At 50.7% G+C, this 19,455-nt stretch carries 19 protein-coding genes; 8 read left to right on the top strand and 11 right to left on the bottom strand.

Going from position 1 to position 19,455, the window contains the following annotated elements; translation table 11 throughout:
• Positions 1-16: 16 nt before the first annotated feature.
• Positions 17-1,012: a type I glyceraldehyde-3-phosphate dehydrogenase gene (gene gap / locus BZG25_RS07985; protein WP_046075288.1), complete on the top strand. Its 996-nt coding sequence runs from the start codon at positions 17-19 to the stop codon at positions 1,010-1,012.
• 138 nt (positions 1,013-1,150) lie between these two features.
• Entirely contained in the window at positions 1,151-2,035 is an 885-nt protein-coding gene (locus tag BZG25_RS07980; RefSeq protein ID WP_077638796.1) for a D-hexose-6-phosphate mutarotase, read from the top strand.
• A gap of 52 nt (positions 2,036-2,087) precedes the next feature.
• Here BZG25_RS07980 and BZG25_RS07975 read toward each other — a convergent pair whose 3' ends face one another.
• Positions 2,088-2,846, bottom strand: a complete 759-nt coding sequence (locus BZG25_RS07975) for a MipA/OmpV family protein (RefSeq protein ID WP_046075286.1) — start codon at positions 2,844-2,846, stop codon at positions 2,088-2,090.
• Between the two features lie 276 nt (positions 2,847-3,122).
• Between BZG25_RS07975 and BZG25_RS07970 the strand changes: the two genes are divergently transcribed.
• The 3 genes from BZG25_RS07970 to BZG25_RS07960 are packed head-to-tail and all read left to right on the top strand — an operon-like array spanning position 3,123 to position 7,951.
• Positions 3,123-5,057: a PrkA family serine protein kinase gene (locus BZG25_RS07970; protein ID WP_046075285.1), complete on the top strand. Its 1,935-nt coding sequence runs from the start codon at positions 3,123-3,125 to the stop codon at positions 5,055-5,057.
• 33 nt (positions 5,058-5,090) lie between these two features.
• Positions 5,091-6,362: a YeaH/YhbH family protein gene (locus BZG25_RS07965; RefSeq protein ID WP_046075284.1), complete on the top strand. Its 1,272-nt coding sequence runs from the start codon at positions 5,091-5,093 to the stop codon at positions 6,360-6,362.
• A 41-nt stretch (positions 6,363-6,403) separates the two neighbouring features.
• Positions 6,404-7,951, top strand: a complete 1,548-nt coding sequence (locus BZG25_RS07960) for a SpoVR family protein (RefSeq protein WP_046075283.1) — start codon at positions 6,404-6,406, stop codon at positions 7,949-7,951.
• 88 nt (positions 7,952-8,039) lie between these two features.
• On the opposite strand, the gene fadR is transcribed toward BZG25_RS07960, so the two are convergent.
• Positions 8,040-8,891: a fatty acid metabolism transcriptional regulator FadR gene (gene fadR, locus BZG25_RS07955; RefSeq protein ID WP_046075282.1), complete on the bottom strand. Its 852-nt coding sequence runs from the start codon at positions 8,889-8,891 to the stop codon at positions 8,040-8,042.
• Positions 8,892-9,300: 409 nt separating this feature from the next.
• Here fadR and nhaB point away from each other — a divergent pair, with 409 nt between their 5' ends.
• Positions 9,301-10,881, top strand: a complete 1,581-nt coding sequence (nhaB, locus tag BZG25_RS07950; RefSeq protein ID WP_077638847.1) for a Na(+)/H(+) antiporter NhaB — start codon at positions 9,301-9,303, stop codon at positions 10,879-10,881.
• An 88-nt stretch (positions 10,882-10,969) separates the two neighbouring features.
• Positions 10,970-11,509, top strand: a complete 540-nt coding sequence (gene dsbB / locus BZG25_RS07945; RefSeq protein ID WP_077638795.1) for a disulfide bond formation protein DsbB — start codon at positions 10,970-10,972, stop codon at positions 11,507-11,509.
• Here dsbB and BZG25_RS07940 read toward each other — a convergent pair.
• The 8 genes from BZG25_RS07940 to BZG25_RS07905 all read right to left on the bottom strand — a co-directional run bounded on the left by BZG25_RS07940 (position 11,475) and on the right by BZG25_RS07905 (position 18,086).
• Entirely contained in the window at positions 11,475-11,981 is a 507-nt protein-coding gene (locus tag BZG25_RS07940) for a (deoxy)nucleoside triphosphate pyrophosphohydrolase (RefSeq protein ID WP_077638794.1), read from the bottom strand. The two genes, dsbB and BZG25_RS07940, sit on opposite strands and share 35 nt — an antisense overlap.
• A gap of 4 nt (positions 11,982-11,985) precedes the next feature.
• Positions 11,986-12,624, bottom strand: a complete 639-nt coding sequence (locus BZG25_RS07935; RefSeq protein WP_077638793.1) for an SEC-C metal-binding domain-containing protein — start codon at positions 12,622-12,624, stop codon at positions 11,986-11,988.
• A complete protein-coding gene (locus BZG25_RS07930; protein WP_241828674.1) occupies positions 12,612-13,613 on the bottom strand; it encodes a tRNA-dihydrouridine synthase in 1,002 nt (333 codons plus the stop codon). Before BZG25_RS07930 ends, BZG25_RS07935 begins: the two co-directional genes overlap by 13 nt.
• 119 nt (positions 13,614-13,732) lie before the next feature.
• Positions 13,733-14,464 (bottom strand): DsbA family protein, encoded by a 732-nt coding sequence (locus BZG25_RS07925; protein WP_046075278.1) that lies wholly within the window; start codon positions 14,462-14,464, stop codon positions 13,733-13,735.
• Between the two features lie 26 nt (positions 14,465-14,490).
• Positions 14,491-15,012 (bottom strand): protein disulfide oxidoreductase, encoded by a 522-nt coding sequence (locus BZG25_RS07920; RefSeq protein ID WP_046075277.1) that lies wholly within the window; start codon positions 15,010-15,012, stop codon positions 14,491-14,493.
• Entirely contained in the window at positions 15,009-17,132 is a 2,124-nt protein-coding gene (locus BZG25_RS07915) for a protein-disulfide reductase DsbD (protein ID WP_077638792.1), read from the bottom strand. The genes BZG25_RS07920 and BZG25_RS07915 overlap by 4 nt, the downstream gene beginning before the upstream one ends.
• 48 nt (positions 17,133-17,180) lie before the next feature.
• A complete protein-coding gene (locus tag BZG25_RS07910; RefSeq protein ID WP_046075275.1) occupies positions 17,181-17,540 on the bottom strand; it encodes a hypothetical protein in 360 nt (119 codons plus the stop codon).
• Between the two features lie 105 nt (positions 17,541-17,645).
• Positions 17,646-18,086, bottom strand: a complete 441-nt coding sequence (locus BZG25_RS07905; protein WP_077638791.1) for a YcgN family cysteine cluster protein — start codon at positions 18,084-18,086, stop codon at positions 17,646-17,648.
• A 164-nt stretch (positions 18,087-18,250) separates the two neighbouring features.
• On the opposite strand from BZG25_RS07905, the gene BZG25_RS07900 reads away from it, so the two are divergent.
• Positions 18,251-18,517 (top strand): YkgJ family cysteine cluster protein, encoded by a 267-nt coding sequence (locus BZG25_RS07900; protein WP_077638845.1) that lies wholly within the window; start codon positions 18,251-18,253, stop codon positions 18,515-18,517.
• Positions 18,518-18,575: 58 nt separating this feature from the next.
• Here BZG25_RS07900 and BZG25_RS07895 read toward each other — a convergent pair whose 3' ends face one another.
• A complete protein-coding gene (locus BZG25_RS07895) occupies positions 18,576-19,436 on the bottom strand; it encodes a Tim44 domain-containing protein (RefSeq protein ID WP_046075272.1) in 861 nt (286 codons plus the stop codon).
• Positions 19,437-19,455 lie beyond the last annotated feature (19 nt).

Below are 19,455 nucleotides of genomic sequence, written 5' to 3'. Positions count from 1 at the left end.
GTTGTGGAGCAACATAATGACTATCAAAGTAGGTATTAACGGTTTTGGCCGTATCGGTCGTTTCGTATTCCGTGCATCTGTCGAGCGTAACGACATCGACGTGGTAGCAATCAACGATCTTATCGACGTTGAGTACATGGCTTACATGCTGAAGTACGATTCAACCCACGGTCGCTTCAACGGCACAGTTGAAGTAGAAGGTGGTAACCTTATCGTTAACGGTAAAACCGTACGCGTCACTGCAGAGCGCAACCCAGCAGACCTTAAGTGGGATGAAGTGGGTGTTGACGTTGTTGCTGAAGCAACCGGTATCTTCCTAACTGACGAAACCGCACGTCAACACATCCAAGCGGGTGCGAAGAAAGTCGTTCTAACCGGCCCATCTAAAGATGCGACGCCAATGTTCGTTATGGGTGTTAACCACAACGACTACGCGGGTCAAGACATCGTTTCTAACGCTTCTTGCACCACCAACTGCCTAGCACCTGTCGCGAAAGTACTGAACGACAAGTTCGGTATCGTATCTGGCCTGATGACCACCGTTCACGCCACGACTGCGACGCAAAAAACCGTTGATGGTCCGTCTGCGAAAGACTGGCGCGGCGGCCGTGGTGCTTCTCAGAACATCATCCCATCTTCAACCGGTGCTGCAAAAGCGGTTGGTAAAGTATTGCCAGTACTAGACGGCAAACTGACTGGTATGGCGTTCCGCGTACCAACTGCCAACGTGTCTGTTGTTGACCTGACTGTAAACCTTGACAAAGCAGCGTCTTACGACCAAATCTGTGCGGCGATGAAAGAAGCGTCTGAAGGTGAGCTGAAAGGTGTTCTAGGTTACACCGAAGATGCCGTGGTTTCTCAAGACTTCATCGGCGAAGTACAAACATCAGTATTTGATGCCAAAGCAGGTATCGCACTGACTGACAACTTCGTGAAAGTGGTTTCTTGGTACGACAACGAAATCGGCTACTCAAACAAAGTATTGGATCTGGTTGCACACATCGCTAAGTAATGCGCATGTAACCCTATCCAACGTAAAGGCGGCCATTGGCCGCCTTTTGTTTATCAGGTCCCATGACTCGGGACCGCGCTTTCTGTGAACTTGTCTTCGATAACTGATTAAGGAACACTTACCCAAGAGGATCAGGCTATGACTTCTCCCACTCTGCATGTTGAGCGTCAACTTTCTGCATCTGTCGATCTGTGCTATCGCCAGTCCGTTCCGATTCTTCGTGTTACTCACCCTGGGTGTTCAGCCACTATTAGCCTATTCGGCGGACACCTCATCACGTTTGCTCCTGCAGGTGAAAAGTCACTGACTTGGATGAGTGATAACGCTATCTATGATGCCAACACCCCCTTACGAGGTGGTGTACCCATTTGCTGGCCATGGTTTGGTCACACCGGGCAACCTTCTCATGGCTTTGCTCGTCGTCAAATGTGGCAGTTAGCGAACATTGAAGAAACAGCGAAAGGCGTCACCATTCAACTGCAGTTATCCGACTCAGACGCTTCGCGAGCACTATGGCCACATTGTTTTCAGGCGACAGTGACCTTTACGCTCACTCATCACGCCGACATCGCCTTAACCGTGACCAATACAGACCAACACCCTTGGACCATGGGTGGCGCCTTGCACAGCTACCTTGCGGTAGAAGATAGCGAGCAAGCCAACGTGGAAGGGCTCGGTTGTCAGTATCTTGACAACTTTGCGGCAGGCAACGCCGTGCCAGCGACGGGGAAAGTGACCTTCGAGGAGCCAGTTGATAGGATTTATACGGGGGCTAACGACACCCTCACCTTAACCGATCCAGTGGGAAACCGCCGTCTCAAGGTCAACAACCAAGGGGCAACGAGCGCCGTCGTCTGGAATCCAGGCCAAGCGGCGTCCATTCAGATGGCGGATATGGACGATAACGGATACCTCAAATTTGTCTGTGTTGAAGCGGCGATTGAACAGCCCACACAAGTTGTCCATCCAGGACAAAGCTACACGTTAGCAACCAGGTTAATGGATGAGCGCCACTCAAGCTAAGCGCGCGTCACAGGCCGCTTCACACCCAAGCGGCCTGTTTTAATGGGTAAAACTACATAAAAATATAGTTTACCCCCAAGTAACCCGACGCGGCGGTAGATTGATCCACCATTGGGCTATCGGCAATATCATCATCCAAATTGGTGTAGCGCACACCACCCATTAGCTGAATACGCTCGGTCAGCATAAAATAACCACTGGCACCAATAAAATAATGGCCAGCCGAGCCCGGCTCATAAGCAGATAACCCCGACCGTGCCGCTTCGTCTTCGCTGATCCCATACAAGTGCTGATTGAGCTCATGGCTGTTATAGGAGTAACCCACTTCCGGTGATACGCCCCAACGAGCGTGATTAAAGCCATATTTCCAGCTTACTTCGCCATACACCCCGTCTCTGTCATGCGTGACGCCTTCCCCAGCCAGCACCTGGAAACGACCTATCGGCGAGTGGTACTGATAAGCTAACGCCGCCACAATCGACGTATCACGTTTGTCGAGCTGGCTCAGTTGCGGATCATCGGTATCGGCGGGGTCAAAACGGCGTGGATCATAGGTCGCTGATAAAACAAGATTGTGTGTTGAATCTTTCGGGGCTAGCCTTGCACCTGCCGTCAGCCCGCGAAAATAAAAATGGTCGGTATCAACATTGACCGTGGGGACCACAAGCGGGTCGGTATCCGTGTCTTTATAGACCTGAGGTGAAAATGCGCCTATCACACCAGCAGAAACACGCGTCTCCGCGTAAGCACTGCCGGTGGCTAGCATAAAGGCGCAAGCGACCCAAGCCGTTTCTCTCGCTATGTTCATCATCTATTCCCTTCTTGTTTGACGGCTGGCAACCGTCAGCCTAATCGCCCTAACGGATAAAACTATCACCGTTAGCATACCTCACTCGCTTGAACGCCAGCTGTCAATATCTTGACAAGACAAGTGTACGGATACGGCAACAAAAATTATCGAAAAAACAAACAATTCTTTCACGCAAAATCGGCAAATCAGGTCTAACCTTATTAAAAGGAAAGGAACCATTCAGCCAATTTTGCACCTTTTCTTTTTGAGTTATTAGACGATTTAGGGGGCAGGACCATGACTATTTTCGATCACTATCGTCAGCGTTACGAAGAAGCGAAAGACGAGGAAATGAGCCTTCAGGAATTCTTGGATCTTTGCCGAGAGGATCGCGGCGCGTATGCCAACGCGGCAGAGCGTTTGCTGATGGCAATTGGCGAACCTGAAAAGATTGATACCTCGCTTGATCCTCGACTCAGCCGTATTTTTTCCAACCGAGTGATTTCCCGCTATAAAACCTTTGAAGACTTTTATGGCATGGAAGACTCGATTGAGCAAATCGTCTCTTACCTCAAGCACGCCGCCCAAGGGTTGGAAGAGCGCAAACAAATTCTCTATTTGCTGGGCCCGGTCGGGGGCGGTAAGTCGTCCTTGGCTGAAAAACTGAAAAGCTTGATGCAGCAAATGCCTATCTACGTGTTGACGGCGAACGGCGAACGTAGTCCTGTGAACGATCACCCATTTTGTCTGTTTGATGCCGAGGAAGACGGCCATCTACTCGAGAAAGAGTACGATATTCCCCATCGTTATATTCGCCATATTATGTCACCTTGGGCGGCGAAGCGGTTGAAAGAGTTTGGTGGGGACATTAGCCAGTTTAAAGTGGTGAAACTGCGCCCATCGATTCTCAACCAAGTCGGGGTGGCCAAAACAGAACCTGGGGATGAAAACAACCAAGATATTTCTTCACTGGTGGGTAAAGTTGATATCCGTCAGCTTGAACACTATTCACAAGACGATCCTGATGCCTACTCGTACTCTGGTGCGCTGTGTCGCGCCAACCAAGGGATGATGGAATTCGTCGAAATGTTCAAGGCGCCTATAAAGGTGCTCCACCCGTTATTGACCGCCACCCAAGAAGGCAACTATAACGGGACAGAAGGCCTATCGGCTCTGCCATTTGATGGCATCATTCTCGCACACTCAAACGAGTCCGAGTGGCAATCGTTCCGCAACAACAAAAACAACGAAGCCTTCCTCGACCGTGTCTATATCGTCAAAGTGCCCTATTGCTTGCGCGTGTCAGACGAAATTCGAATCTACAATAAGCTGCTGTCTTCGAGTGAGCTACGCCATGCGCCTTGCTCACCCAGCACACTGGATATATTGGCGCGCTTCTCTGTGCTTTCACGGCTAAAAGATCCTGAAAACTCTAGCATTTATTCAAAAATGCGCGTGTATGATGGCGAAACCTTGAAAGATACGGATCCCAAAGCCAAGTCCTATCAGGAGTATCGCGATTTTGCTGGGGTCGATGAAGGGATGGACGGGCTCTCGACACGCTTTGCGTTCAAGATCTTGTCGCGAGTCTTTAACTTTGACCACGCAGAAGTCGCCGCAAACCCCGTGCATCTTTTTTATGTGCTGGAACAGCAAATTGAACGTGAGCAGTTTCCGCAAGAGATCGCTGAACGCTATCTTGAGCACCTCAAAGGCTACTTGATCCCCAAATATATCGAGTTTATCGGCAAAGAAATTCAAACCGCGTATCTCGAGTCCTACTCAGAGTACGGGCAAAATATTTTTGACCGCTATGTCACCTATGCTGATTTCTGGATTCAAGACCAAGAGTTTCGCGATCCAGACACAGGTCAATTGTTTGATCGCTCAGCGCTCAATGCGGAACTGGAAAAAATCGAGAAGCCCGCTGGTATCAGTAATCCAAAAGATTTCCGCAACGAAATCGTCAACTTTGTCCTCCGCGCGCGCGCCAATAACGAAGGCAAAAACCCAGCTTGGACCAGCTATGAGAAGTTGAAAACCGTCATTGAGAAGAAGATGTTCTCCAATACCGAAGATTTGCTTCCAGTGATTTCCTTCAATACCAAAACGTCGAGCGAAGAGCAGAAGAAACACGACGACTTTGTCGCTCGTATGATGGAAAAAGGCTATACCCGCAAGCAAGTTCGCTTGCTCGCAGAGTGGTATTTGCGCGTGCGTAAATCATCGTAGCCCTCGGGCTGACGCAGATGACGGGAGAGAGATATGGCGCATTTTATTGATCGTCGTCTCAATGGCAAAAATAAAAGCACTGTCAATCGACAACGCTTTTTACGCCGACACAAGCGGCAAATTAAAGAGTCCATTGCTGACGCCGTCAACAACCGCTCGATCACGGATGTTGAAAGTGGAGAGGATATTTCTATTCCTTCTCGTGACATTCGTGAACCGACTTTCCACCAAGGCAAAGGGGGACAGCGTGATGCTGTCCACCCTGGTAATGATCAGTTTAGCCCAGGGGATCGTATCGCTCGTCCCCCTGGTGGCGAAGGGGGCGGTGCCGGAGAAGGACAAGCCAGTCCTGATGGCGAAGGTCAAGATGAGTTCGTCTTTCAAATATCAAAAGACGAATATTTGGATCTCTTGTTCGAGGATCTTGAGCTTCCGAACCTGAAGAAAAACCAAATGAATAAAATGGTGGAGTACAAAACGCATCGCGCGGGGTACACCTCAAATGGGGTGCCCTCGAATATTGCCATTGTACGTTCACTACAAAACTCACTGGCACGACGCACGGCGATGTCAGCCGGCAAACGCCGAGAGCTGGCAGAGCTTGAAGAGGCGCTTGAGCGCGTGCGCGAGGCCGAGCCTGCACAACCGCTTGAAGTGAAACGACTCGAAGAAGAAATCACGGCATTGAAGCGTAAAATCGCCGCGGTTCCGTTCATCGATACCTTTGACTTACGGTATAAAAACTACGAAAAGCGGCCACAGCCAAGTAGCCAAGCCGTAATGTTTTGCTTAATGGATGTGTCCGGCTCGATGGATCAAGCGACCAAAGATATCGCGAAACGGTTTTATATCCTGCTTTATCTTTTCCTTACACGCACCTATAAAAACGTAGAGGTGGTCTTTATTCGCCACCACACGCAGGCGAAAGAAGTCGATGAGCACGAGTTTTTTTACTCACAGGAGACCGGCGGCACCATTGTATCCAGTGCCCTACGTCTGATGGATGAAATCATCAAAGATAGGTATGACCCGACAGAATGGAACGTCTATGCGGCACAAGCCTCGGATGGCGATAATTGGGCCGATGACTCACCCGGTTGCCGAGAACTACTGCAAAACACTCTGTTGCCGGTCAGCCGTTATTACGCCTATATCGAAATCACCCGCCGCGCGCATCAAACACTGTGGCGTGAATATGAGGCGTTGGCGCAAAGCCATGACAACTTTGCAATGCAAAACATTCGCTCAGCGGAGGAAATTTTCCCCGTGTTCCGCGAATTGTTTAAGCGTCAGGTCGAAGCCTGACGCCATACCGGCATAGACGTATTTTATCAGGGAGACATGGTATGGCTGTCACCAAAGGTAAACGTAACACTCCACTTCATGATGGACCCGATTGGACCTTTGACCTGCTCGAGCAGTATCACAAGGAAATCAAACGCGTCGCTGAACACTACAAGCTGGATACTTATCCAAACCAAATCGAAATCATTGCCGCTGAGCAAATGATGGATGCTTACTCAAGCGTCGGGATGCCCATCAATTACAATCATTGGTCGTTTGGTAAAAAATTTATCGAGACCGAACGCAACTACAAACACGGGTACATGGGGCTCGCGTACGAGATAGTGATTAACTCCAATCCGTGTATTTCTTATTTGATGGAAGAAAACACCATCACCATGCAAGCGCTGGTGATGGCACACGCCTGTTATGGCCACAATTCCTTTTTCAAAGGCAATTACCTGTTTCAAACTTGGACAGACGCAGGCTCCATTATTGATTACCTGCTGTTTGCAAAAAATTACATCAGTGAATGTGAAGAAAAGTACGGCCTAGCAGAAGTAGAAAACCTGATCGACTCCTGCCATGCCCTGATGAACTATGGGGTCGATCGCTATAAGCGGCCACAAAAGATCTCTCTTGCTGAAGAAAAAGCACGCCAAAAAGCCCGAGAAGACTACCTGCAAACGCAAGTCAATGAACTCTGGCGTACCATCCCGAGTGGCCAAAAAGAGCAAGAAGAAGAAAAACGCCGTTTCCCTGCCGAGCCACAAGAGAACCTGTTGTATTTTTTTGAAAAGCACTCTCCACTGCTTGAGCCATGGCAGCGAGAAATCGTGCGGATAGTGCGCAAGGTCAGCCAGTATTTTTACCCGCAAAAGCAAACTCAGGTGATGAACGAAGGCTGGGCGACATTTTGGCACTACACCATCCTGAATCACCTTTATGATGAGGGGTTGGTGACTGATAGCTTTATTATGGAGTTTTTACATAGCCACACCAATGTGGTGGCACAACCGCCTTACAACAGTCAGTTCTATTCCGGCATTAACCCCTACGCACTCGGATTTGCCATGTTCCAAGATATTCGTCGCATTTGCGAAAATCCCACTGAGGAGGATAAGTACTGGTTTCCTGATATCGCCGGGAAAGACTGGCTCGACACCGTTCATTTTGCGATGGCCAACTTTAAAGATGAAAGTTTCATCAGTCAGTTTCTCTCGCCTAAAGTAATGCGGGATATGAAGTTTTTTGCCGTCAATGACGATGACCGGCAAAGCTACATTGAAGTGACCAGTATTCATAATGAACAAGGTTATCGCCAATTACGTGAAGATCTCTCCGCGCAGTACAATCTCAGTAATCGCGAACCGAATATTCAAGTCTTCGATGTCGATTTACGTGGCAACCGTTCACTCACGCTTCGCTATGTCCCTCATAACCGGATCCCACTCGCGAAGTCTTATGAAGAGGTGCTCAAGCACGTCCATCGGCTGTGGGGGTTTGAAGTGATCCTCGAAGAGGAAACCAGTGAAGGACGCGGAAAAATACTGAGTAGCTGCCCCAAGCGGCCGCAGTTTGATCCTGACATCTTGATGGGCAGCCACTAACCTTGTCGAGCCATCCATAGAAAAAGCCGCCATGGTCATCAGCATGGCGGCTTTTCTTGATACACATGGTTTCACTCATTGGATCGCGTTAGGCTTCTTCTTCAGCCATATGTGCCGCAATCGTTTCACGGTTACTAAACCACAAGCCACCGCACTCACGTCCGTATTGTTTGACTCGATCGCCAATCATTGGGTGCTGATTATTGGCTATCATATCACGTAAGTCATTGTAAAAGCTCAATGCATTTTCACAGGCGCGGCGATCCATAAAGTAATATCCGCCCACACGCGAATAAATCTGACGCATGCCATTGATGGTTAACACATACACCTTGTTGCCAGAAAAATGCGCCATCCCTTGGAACAAACGATAGTCAAAGTGATTAAACGCGCGCCCCATACAAATGCGCTCGCACAAGGCGGGATCTTGCTTACCGTATTTGTCCTGGATCTTTTTAACGTCTTTTAAGACTTCACCTTGTTCATCGATAAGTCCCAAGAACTGCTCAAAGCTTTCGCACTCAAGCACTTGCTCACAACGTTTAATCACATGGTCAATAAGGTTTAAGCAGTCATCAGCTCGGTTTTTCGCTGCATAACGCATGTACACGCCACTGATGTCGGTGCGCGCCGCGAGTAAGTCCTCAAGCACACCATGCACATCTTGCCCCTCTAGGGTGACTAGCGTATCAAGAATGCTCAGTCCTGACGTACGCATATAATCATTTACGCGTGTTGGTTTGCCATGTTGAATGGTTAACCAGCCATCACGCGCCAGGCGCTGCAACACTTCACGTAAGGTGGTGCGAGTGACCCCAATCAGTTCAGACAGTTCACGCTCTGCAGGTAAAATGGAGCCTTTAGGAAAGTGATTATTCCAAATACTTTCAATTATATATTTTTCAGCAAATGTTGCTGGGCTATCCGCCTTTATAACCATTGAATCTAAATTCCAATTTGCTTCTTGCTTTGATTAATAACTCATCATACCACTAGACGCCACCGGCAGAAACCGCTGAGTGAGATCACCGGATATCGCGTGACATCTGCTATCTTTTTGTACCAGATCAATGAAAAACTGGGCATAAATCGCAAAACTGATCCACACAAGATGTAACAAAATATGTCTGAGGCAAACTAGCGCACACTTATGCGTGACGAAGCTATCCATCTACGTATTGTGGTTAAACCACGCGTCCCGATAACCCTTCGTCACTGATATCTGTCACCCTCTTACTGTGCCCATGCATCCATTCGCCGATTGGGCGTTTGTGTCGGTGCACGTTACTCGCCCATCCGCGCGCTAGGTAGGCATAGATAACAATGAGACTTTCACTATGGCGAAGACCATGACACTCAGAACTGCGTTTCTTAAGAATTTTCTCGGCAAAGCACCTGATTGGTACAAACTAGCCATTGTTGGCTTTTTGATCCTTAACCCAATTGTTTTCGCGATCGACCCTTTTATCGCTGGCTGGCTACTGGTGGTCGAGTTTATTTTCACCCTCGCGATGGCTCTGAAATGCTACCCGCTGCAACCCGGTGGCTTATTGGCGATTGAAGCGGTCGCCATCGGCATGACCAGTCCCGCACAAGTCAAACATGAATTAGTGGCCAACGTTGAGGTTCTGCTACTCCTCGTCTTTATGGTGGCCGGGATCTATTTTATGAAACAGCTACTGCTGTTTATTTTCACCAAAATCCTGTTGGGCATCCGATCGAAAATCGCCTTATCATTGGCCTTTTGTGGCGCGGCGGCGGCGCTCTCTGCCTTTTTGGATGCCTTAACCGTAATTGCCGTGGTGATCAGTGTCGCCGTGGGCTTTTACTCCATTTACCACCGCGTCGCGTCCGGAAAAGAGTTCGGCGCTAACCATGATCATACCTCGGATGAAAGCTTAAGCGACGAGCTTAGTCGCAACGATTTGGAAAACTATCGAGCGTTTTTGCGCAGCCTACTAATGCATGCCGGCGTGGGTACCGCACTAGGCGGGGTGATGACCATGGTCGGCGAGCCGCAAAACCTGATCATAGCTGACCAAGCTGGCTGGCATTTTGGCGAGTTTATTTTACGCATGTCTCCGGTCACGCTACCGGTTTTCTTTGCCGGCTTGCTGACCTGTGCCCTTGTCGAAAAGTTTGGCTGGTTTGGCTATGGCGCACACCTACCGCAAAACGTATTAAAAATTTTGGTGGGATACGATAACGCACAGCGGGCCAAACGCACACCACAGGATGTCGCCAAGTTGGTGGTACAAGCACTCATTGCTGTTTGGCTGATCACTGCATTGGCTTTACATTTGGCCGCCGTCGGTTTAATTGGCTTAAGTATCATTATCCTTGCCACCGCGTTTACGGGCGTCGTCGATGAGCACCATATCGGTAAAGCCTTTGAAGAAGCGCTGCCATTCACCGCGCTATTGGCGGTCTTTTTCTCTGTGGTCGCAGTAATCATTGACCAGCACTTATTTACACCGGTGATTGATCTCGTGTTGTCACTGGACGGGCATTTGCAATTGACCATGTTTTATATCGCCAATGGCCTGCTTTCTATGGTGTCAGATAACGTGTTTGTCGGCACCGTGTATATCAACGAGGTGAAAACCGCCCTGCTCAATGGCGTGATTGGCCGCGAGCAGTTCGATATGTTAGCCGTTGCGATTAACACAGGCACCAACTTACCCTCGGTCGCCACGCCCAATGGCCAAGCGGCTTTCTTATTCTTACTCACCTCAACCCTCGCGCCGCTGCTGCGCCTTTCTTACGGGCGCATGGTATATATGGCTTTGCCTTATACCATTGTCATGGGCGTATTGGGCGTGATTGGCATTGAGTTTTTCTTGGTGCCCGCTACCGAGTGGATGCTACACCAAGGTTGGATTTCCGAAACCATCCATATGGGCCAGCAAGCCATACCGAGCGCTCACTAACGCACTTCTATCATTGACCTTCGTCTCAACAAACGATTGAATAGCAAGGCTCTCAATATAGGGCCTTGTTTTTTATCAGGAGTGAGTTATGTGGCGCGCCTTAAACCAGTTTTCTCGCAGCCGAGCGTCCTGGCTGTTGTTGCTTCTATGCGTTGTGGGGCTGGAAGCCACCGCGCTTTACTTTCAACATTATCAAGGGCTGGCACCTTGTGTGATGTGTATTTATGAACGCGTTGCCCTATTTGGAATTGGCTTGGCTGCCTTGCTGGGTTTAATCGCGCCCAACGACCCTTTTTGGCGTACTCTCGGCTTGCTTGGCTATGGCGTCACAGCTGGGTGGGCGCTCAAGCTCTCATTAGAGCACGTCAGTTATCAATTTCCTGATCCGAACCAGCTGTTCGGTGCCACCTGCGATGTGGCGGTGAACTTCCCTACTTGGGCGCCACTCAACCAATGGCTGCCATCCGTCTTCGAAGCATACGGTGATTGCAGCAAAGTGGTGTGGCAGTGGCTAGGCTGGTCGATGCCCCAATGGCTAGTGGGGATCTTTTCCGCGATGTTGGTTGTCTGGGCGCTAGTGGTAATTGCCCAGTTTATTGGCCGCCCTCCACGCCGCATTTTTTCATAATGGCGGGTGACGGATCGTGCAAGATAGCGTCGGCTTCATCGGCGCTTTCGCTCCTTGCGACGCGGTTGAACCGCTCACAAAGCAACTTGATTAAGGGGCGATCTGCGCCACTAAAAACCCCAGCATCAAGGCGATGAGGCTCACACCAATAGATGGCCTGATGTTGGTGTAGCACAGGTGGTCCATCAAGGATGTCACACCAAAAACTGCACAATAAGATCACCTTGTCGCCGTAGTTGAATTCGGTTTCCACAATCGGTGCCCCGACATGGATCTCTACCCCAAATTCTTCACGCCACTCGCGTTTGAGAGCCTGCTGGTCAGTCTCGTCTTGCTCGACTTTGCCGCCGGGAAATTCCCACCAACTAATAAACTGCGCATCTGGCTGCCGTTGGGCCACCAGCACTTGCTTGTCGCGCATGGCAACGCCGGCCACAACGCGTATTGGCGAGGATTGTTTTAACGATTTCATGTCATTAACGCCCACAGCACTTTTTGAACTTGGCACCACTGCCACATGGGCAAGGATCGTTGCGACCTATCGACTTAAATGGGTTAACCTGGTGCGCACCATGCGTGCCTTGTTGTGCTTCATCCGCCGCTTTCGCCACGTCTTGGATCATTAAATCCAGTTGATCCATATATTGGCCCGGCTCAACATCAATACCAACCTCTTTCATCTGCGCTAACGTGCCTGCTTCATCGTGTAGCAGCAGCATGCTAGTGACTAAGGCGGATAGCATCCGGCGACTGCCATCATTCATGCTCACATCGTGCCAGTGCGGCTCAACATAGGGCCACACCGCTAAAAAACCCTCGGCGAAAGCTTGGGCGTGCTCACCGCGCATCGACAACATTAAGCTATCCGGCAATACATAATCATTACGCATCAAGGCGTGATATTGCTGCTCGAGGTGCGCCAGCACTGACTGTTTATCGTCTGGATGGAGACCGGCCGTCTCCTCGTCGTCTTCTACCCCAGCGGTCACTAACACCGACAGCCAAGTGTCAGGGTCTAAAGGAGCCGGACAAATGTTCGCGGCCAGCAGTGCTCCTTCCACAAAGCTGGCAGGCATACCGTCCCAGTGCTCAGAGAGCGTCATTAGTGTTGACATAAACTTTCCTGTGTCATCAATTCTGTTTGTTCACGTGCTTTATCGAGTGCACGCACTATCTCATCGGCGCGATTAAGAACGCGAATCACCTTAAAGCAGGCATCTGCCTGGGGATAATATTGGCGCAAATACTTGAACCATTGCTTGATGCGATTGGGGAAATACTGCGCCTTATCACCTTGGCGTTCTTGCTCGGTATAGCGAACCAGCAATGCTAGCACCGCAGGCCAAGGCATCGGTGCAACGCCATCACGGATATGCTGGCCCAAATTGGGCATGTTTAACGCCCCACGGCACACCATTAAGGTATCGCAGCCGGTCATTGCTTGGCAGCGCAGTGCATCCTCACGGTGACAAATATCGCCATTGGCCGTCACTGGGATGGGCACGTGTTGATTAATGTCAGCAATTAAATCCCAACGAATGGTACCCGCTTTGTAACCATCGCGCTTGGTACGTCCGTGAACCACTAACTCATCAGCGCCTGCCTTTGCCACGGCCTCGGCAATGAACAAGTAATCATCAAGATCATTAAAGCCAAGACGTATTTTGGCGCTCACCGTATAGGCAGGATCCACCGTATCGCGCACTGCTTTAACCACATCAAACATGTGCTCCGGGGTTTTGAGCAACGCCGCGCCCCCACGGTTGCCATTCACCGTTTTCGACGGACAACCAAAATTGATATCAATACCTTGCGAGCCAAGTTGGATCGCGCGGACGGCATTACTCGCCATCGCCGTTGGATCTTGGCCCAATAGCTGTACACGAACCGGGGTCCCCGCCGTCGTGGTGCCCCCATGCGCTAACTCAGGACAAAAGCGATGAAAGACTTTTTCCGGCAAGCGTTGGTCAACCACGCGCACAAACTCAGTGACACAGAGGCTGTAGTGATTAATCTCCGTGAGCAACTTGCGCATTAAGGGGTCGAGGACACCTTCCATCGGGCCTAATACAATGCGTGGGGATTGATAATTCGTGTGACTCATGCCGTACCTTTACCGTTAAGGCGCGCTATTTTGCCAGCTTTTACACCAAAGCGCAGCTAACAAAAAAAGCCAGTCGCAATAGGACTGGCTTTCAACGCGTTAGCGACGCCGATAAGGGCTTAGCCTTCGGCTCTCGCCGCTTCAACCATGGCTTCGAGCTGTGGGTACGGCAAATAGCCGGGCGCGACCTGATCGCCAATGATCATCGCGGGCGTACCTCTTAGCCCTAGCTCAACAAACGCGCGATAGTTCTCTGCAACCGCTTTTCCGGTCATTTCTTTGCCGGCAAGCAATGCTTCGGTACCGGTTTTCTGCGCGATTTTCTCTAACGAGCGCGCATCATGCATACCGCGCTTTTTCATCAATAATTCATGGACCTGCGCAAATGTCTGTGGCTGTTCTAGCCACACGTTCATCGCATACACCGCGGAATTAGTGCCGAGCGATTCGATACTCTGCTGTTTGAGTGGTACAGCAATATTAATCACCTTGACATCGTCATGCGCGGCCACCAGTTTCTGCAATTCTTCTTCCAGTTTTTTACAGTATGGGCAGTTGTAATCCATAAAGTTCACCACGGTGACCTCAGGGTTCTCAGCACCAATCCAGCTGTGGGTGTCCGATTCAAACCAGTCACGACGTGCGGCAAGGTTTTCCTTTAACGTTTTTTGCTGTTCAACAAACTTTTGCAAACTCTGGTTGAGGTTGGCGATCAGTTTGGGGTTCTCTTCTAACAAGCTGACAATCTCATCCAGTTGTGCTTGCTCCGTATCCGACAACGCGTGGGCACTGACCGGCAGCGCTAAAAGCAGTAGAGCCCACAGTGGGGCGATATAGCGAGATAAGGACATTGGGTTTCCTTTTGATAAATGTAAATTCATAACACCAGCCTTAACCATAGGCCAAACGGTGTTGTGAAGCCTGTTGTTATTGATGTGATTTCTCCTTGCTCGACCACCATCACGGTCGGCGTCACTTTCACCGCAAATGCGTTAGAAAGCGCCCCGCTTTGATCGTTCACGACAGGAAAATCATAACCATGATGCGCAAGGTATCCGGCAATGTGTTTGTTTGAGCCTGAGCGTAACGCGATCGAGACCACCTGCGCATGACCACTTAACCAATCTACCGAGGGGGTCACAAAACGGCATACCCCGCACCAGGTTGCCCATACATAGACAAGCACGGGTTCGTCTTGCGACATCGCCACCAAATCCTGTTGGCGGCCATCCAGCAGACGCATTGACGCGACGGGGACCTCACTGGTATCGATATCGCGGCTTCGCCACCAATCCACTGTGGTGCTAGATATCAGTACAAACACGGTGAGCCAGCACAGGTCACGCGCACCGCGTTTGACCCGCATACGCCAAGACCGTTTTGTTTGCTTGGCCGTCATGGCGTTTTCGCCTGCTCAATGGCCGCCATCACCGCCTTGTCAGTCAAAATGACGGGTAAGGGGATCCCTTCTGGTGCACCGGGGCCGTAGACAATGTTAAACGGCACACCATAACGCTGGTGCTTTTGCAAATACTGAGTCACGCTATCACTCGGACGGGTCCAATCTCCTTGCATCGTCACCACATTCGGCGCGGTGATGGCGTCATACACGGGGGATTGTAGAATCACTCCCACTTTGTTGGCATGACAGGTAATGCACCAATCCGCCGTCACATCAACAAACACCACTTTGCCCTGATCCACCGCTTGATCGATCGCGGCTTCATCCAGACTCACCCAATCCGGGTCAGGATTGAGCGGCGTTGCCCACCGCTGTGCTGTCAATGATGCGCCGATAAGCCCCAGCACGATGACCAGCAGCAGTCCTGCCGCGCCTTTAATTGCAGCCATCTTGCCGAGGGCACGATACGTCAGCCAGATACTGGCAGCCAGCAACAGCGTCCCCATTAAGATTGCGCCTAACACACCGAGGTACGGCATCCACAGCCAGAATAGCCACACCGTGGTGCCGGCCAGCAACAGCGCAAAGACCCGTTTGACATGATTCATCCACGGGCCAGGCTTGGGTAATGCGCGCGTCAGCCCTGGAAAAGCGGCGACCAGCAGCCACGGTAGCGCCATACCAACCGCGAGCGCGGTAAAGATCAGCCAAAGCGCCGTCAACGACCCACCCAGCGCGTACGCCACGGCCGTGCCGAGGAAAGGGGCCGAACACGGTGTGGCCAGTAATGTGGCAAACACGCCTTGAACAAAATGCCCGCTACGGGTGTGACCACCACGTGTCGCTAGCCACGTCTGCCAACTGGGCGGTAAATCAATACGCAGCACATCAAATAAGCTCAGGGCGAACAGCCAAATCACCAGCGTCATCACCCCAATAAATATCGGGCTTTGGAACTGGATCCCCCAACCCACGGCTTGTCCCGTCAGTTTTAAGATCATTAACAGCCCAGCAATCGCCCAAAAGGACACCAGAATCCCAGCGGCTGACGCCAAAAACTGACCACGAATGGTGCCACGTGTCGCATCTGGGTTGGCAACGATACTGTTGAGCTTAAGGCCCAGCACCGGGAGCACACAGGGCATCACGTTAAGGATCAATCCACCCAAAAGTGCGATACCGCCAATCATCCAGATCGAGAATCCGGTTTGCGAAACCACACTCCCCGCCCGCACGGTAATGCTGTGCTCAGCCAGCAGCTGCTTATCCATGACAGTCACATGAATGGGTTTATCGGTAAGGTTGGGGGGCTCAATCCAATTGGTGACATCAAAGGTCGCGGTCAAGGTATCGCCATCACGGTGGATACTGGGCACGCCAAAGGTATCATCGATAACGGCATCACCATCCACCAGCATATCGGGTTGCTGCCAAGCTTGGCTCCCAGTCACAGTGACCGCGAGCTGTTGCTGGTTGGCATCCCACACCGCGGATTCAATTTGCACACTGGGAAGTGGCTTAGGCACCTGACTCATCGCTTGGTTGAACTGATACATCCGCTCGCCATCCGCCTCAAGCGTGCTCGGGGTAAAGTCGAGCGAGATAGGATAATCAGTGATCACACACACACTGGTGCACGAGGACAAGCGCAAGGTGGCATCGAGCGAAACCGGCTGTTGCCAGGTTTCAACCTCAAAGGTCAGCGGGAAAGTCACCTGCCCTTTGTAGCCCAGCATGGTCAGGCCAAGTAGCTCATGGCGACTAGGCGCCGGCCAGTGCCAGGTAATATCACCCAGGTTTTGGCTGTCGTTGATGATAAGTTCCGGTGCGACTCCGCCCTCACCTGGCGAGCGCCAATAGGTTTTCCAGTCGCCTTGTAAACGGATAGAGAGCAACCCATCGAGGTGCTGAGTCTGTGGATGACCTTGTCCGGTTAAGGCGAGGCGCGCCTTAACGGGTGGATGGTCGGGGTTACTGAGCCAACCTGTATCAGGCGCAGTGGCCCGTACCGCCGGGCTGAGTAGCAGTAAGCACAAAAACAAAAGCGGCAGTAAAGCAACGCCTTGCCAAACATGACCGTGTTTAAAAGCGTGCCAATAGTCATTGAGTCGATTCATAAGTCTGTTCCTTGTTAAAAATAAAGACGCCATTGAGAAAAAGGCGCTTTATTCTCGGAACACACATAAGCAAAGGTGCCGTCGTCGATAGGTAGGCGGGTCATGGGTGGGTAACACCACCAAGAGGCGGAACGTTGCCATCACCGCAAGTAACACAATCAGCCACCAAAGCGGTGATGGTAGCCAGTCTAACGCCAACGCAGAAGGATGCATTAATTGCTCGGAAAGCGCACATTTTTTATCCAGTGCGCTTTTTGCTCCCTCTACGTCACTAATATTGACTGCTTGGCAAGTCGCTTGTACCCCTGATTGCCAACTCAGTTGGTTTTGCAAAGCACACACCGCCAGTACCCAAAGCGCAATGGCGAGGGCCCAGCCAGCTTTTGAACGACGCGTGTACCTTTGCATGTCACCTCCTGTCGAGTTGGCCATCATTATGCCCAACAACAGAAATTAAACAATGGGGGAGTCTGCGCCATAGGGTGACAATGTGCTGGGGTTATCGTGCTGGGGTTATCGCCGTTGCTGAGTCAGCTGGATATGATCTTCCCAATCAATCACATCGATTTCATACACCACGCTGTCTTTTACCGAGATCCCCGCTTTATGCATCGCCGCCTTTAATCCTGTGATCAGCGGATGCCACTCGGGTAAGGGTTTATGTTCAGCCAGCAAGCGATAGGCACAGGTTTCCGGCAACCAATAAAACTCATCAATCTTATCGCGGGTAAGCTTCAAACATGACTCTTCATACGAAAAGCGGTTGGGATAATCTTTGCACGAACAGGTTTTATCATCGAGCAAACTACAGGCGACATTGGTGTAGTAAAGCTCGTCTGTCTCTTCATCAATCAATTTGTGTAGGCAGCAGCGGCCACAGCCGTCACAGAGTGACTCCCACTCCTCATCACTCATTTGTGCCAAGGTTTTTTGTTGCCAAAAAGGCGTGCTCATGATGTTTAATCTCTTTTTTTATTGCCGCCTTTTCACGGCAACGACATTGCGCGCTTGTTATAACCATCATAGCCGTAAAGTGCAAGCAAGCCTTTGCGTGGGTTGGATAGTCCAAAAGTGAGTGGTAGAGTGCCCGACTTTGCACGTTGACGGAGGCTATGATGATGCCAACTTCATCGCCATTTTCGTGCCGTCTTGGCTGCGGCGCTTGCTGTATCGCGCCTAGCATTTCGTCACCGATCCCCGGTATGCCAAACGGTAAACCTGCTAATACCCGTTGTGTACAGCTGGATGAACGCAACCTCTGTCAGCTGTTTGGATCCGACGACCGCCCCGAGGTGTGTGCCGCATTCGATGCAGATCCCGAGGTATGTGGTGATACGTACCAGCAAGCGCTCGATAACCTTATTTATCTGGAAGCGGCGACATAAAAAACGCTGGCTTACCTTAGCCAGCGCTTTGTGTATCACCGTGTTTCACCACGAGCTGTTAGCTTTGGATCCCCACAATCAACCAAGGCGCATTGGGCTGGCTTAAGTCACGTTCTAAGTGCCAGATATCCGTAATATCTTCTTCGATCCCCTCCACGCGGTCACAATAACGACCGGTGAATTTTAAGCTCAATTGTGCCCTGCGGCTGTCATAATCGGCGCGAACAATCTCGGCATCCACATACATGACTTCAGTGTGTTGTTCACTGCCCAATCGTGCACGCTCGGCCGCGAGATCGTTATAAAGCTCAGGCGTCACATACTCTTGAATTTTCTCAAGCTCGTTATGGTTCCATGCTCCTTGCAAAATCCGATAATGCTCACGGGCTCCGCTCAAGAAACTTTGCATGTCGAACTGAGGCGGAAAGTTAAATGGCACATCGTTTTGCATGCCCCCAAACCCACCTGACGTCGCGCCTGTGCCTGCCGCGTTTTGTCGAAATGCATGAGGCTTTTCATGGTAATAACCTTTGTGTTGCCCCGCGTAGGCCGGCCCTTGCGCCTGAGCCCCTGCTTTGGCTTGGGTGAGCCCGCGGAGAAACTTCATGGCAAAGTAGGCGATCAGGCCCAGAATCAAGATATCCATAAATTGGATACCCTCAAACGCCCCGCCGAAGAATGCGGCCAACAAACCACCGGCGAGCAAACCGCCGAGTAAACCACCGGCGAGCCCTTTTTTACTTGTTTTCGAGGTATTCTGTTTGAGGGTGTTGGTATTAGTGGTGGTATTTTTTGGCGCAGGCGCGGTTTTAAAGCTTTTACCAAAAGACTTGCCGCCGCCGAAGCGTTTCGCTTCTGCGTAAGGCGCTGTCACAACAAAGACAACCATCAAGGCTGCAACAGAGAGTAATTTTTTCATCATCGCATCATCTGTGGTT

The sequence above is a fragment of the Salinivibrio sp. ML198 genome (assembly GCF_001996015.1).
GTDB lineage: Bacteria > Pseudomonadota > Gammaproteobacteria > Enterobacterales > Vibrionaceae > Salinivibrio > Salinivibrio siamensis.
Note: the sequence above shows the minus strand (reverse complement) of the source record. Positions and strands in the feature narration are given on the sequence as shown.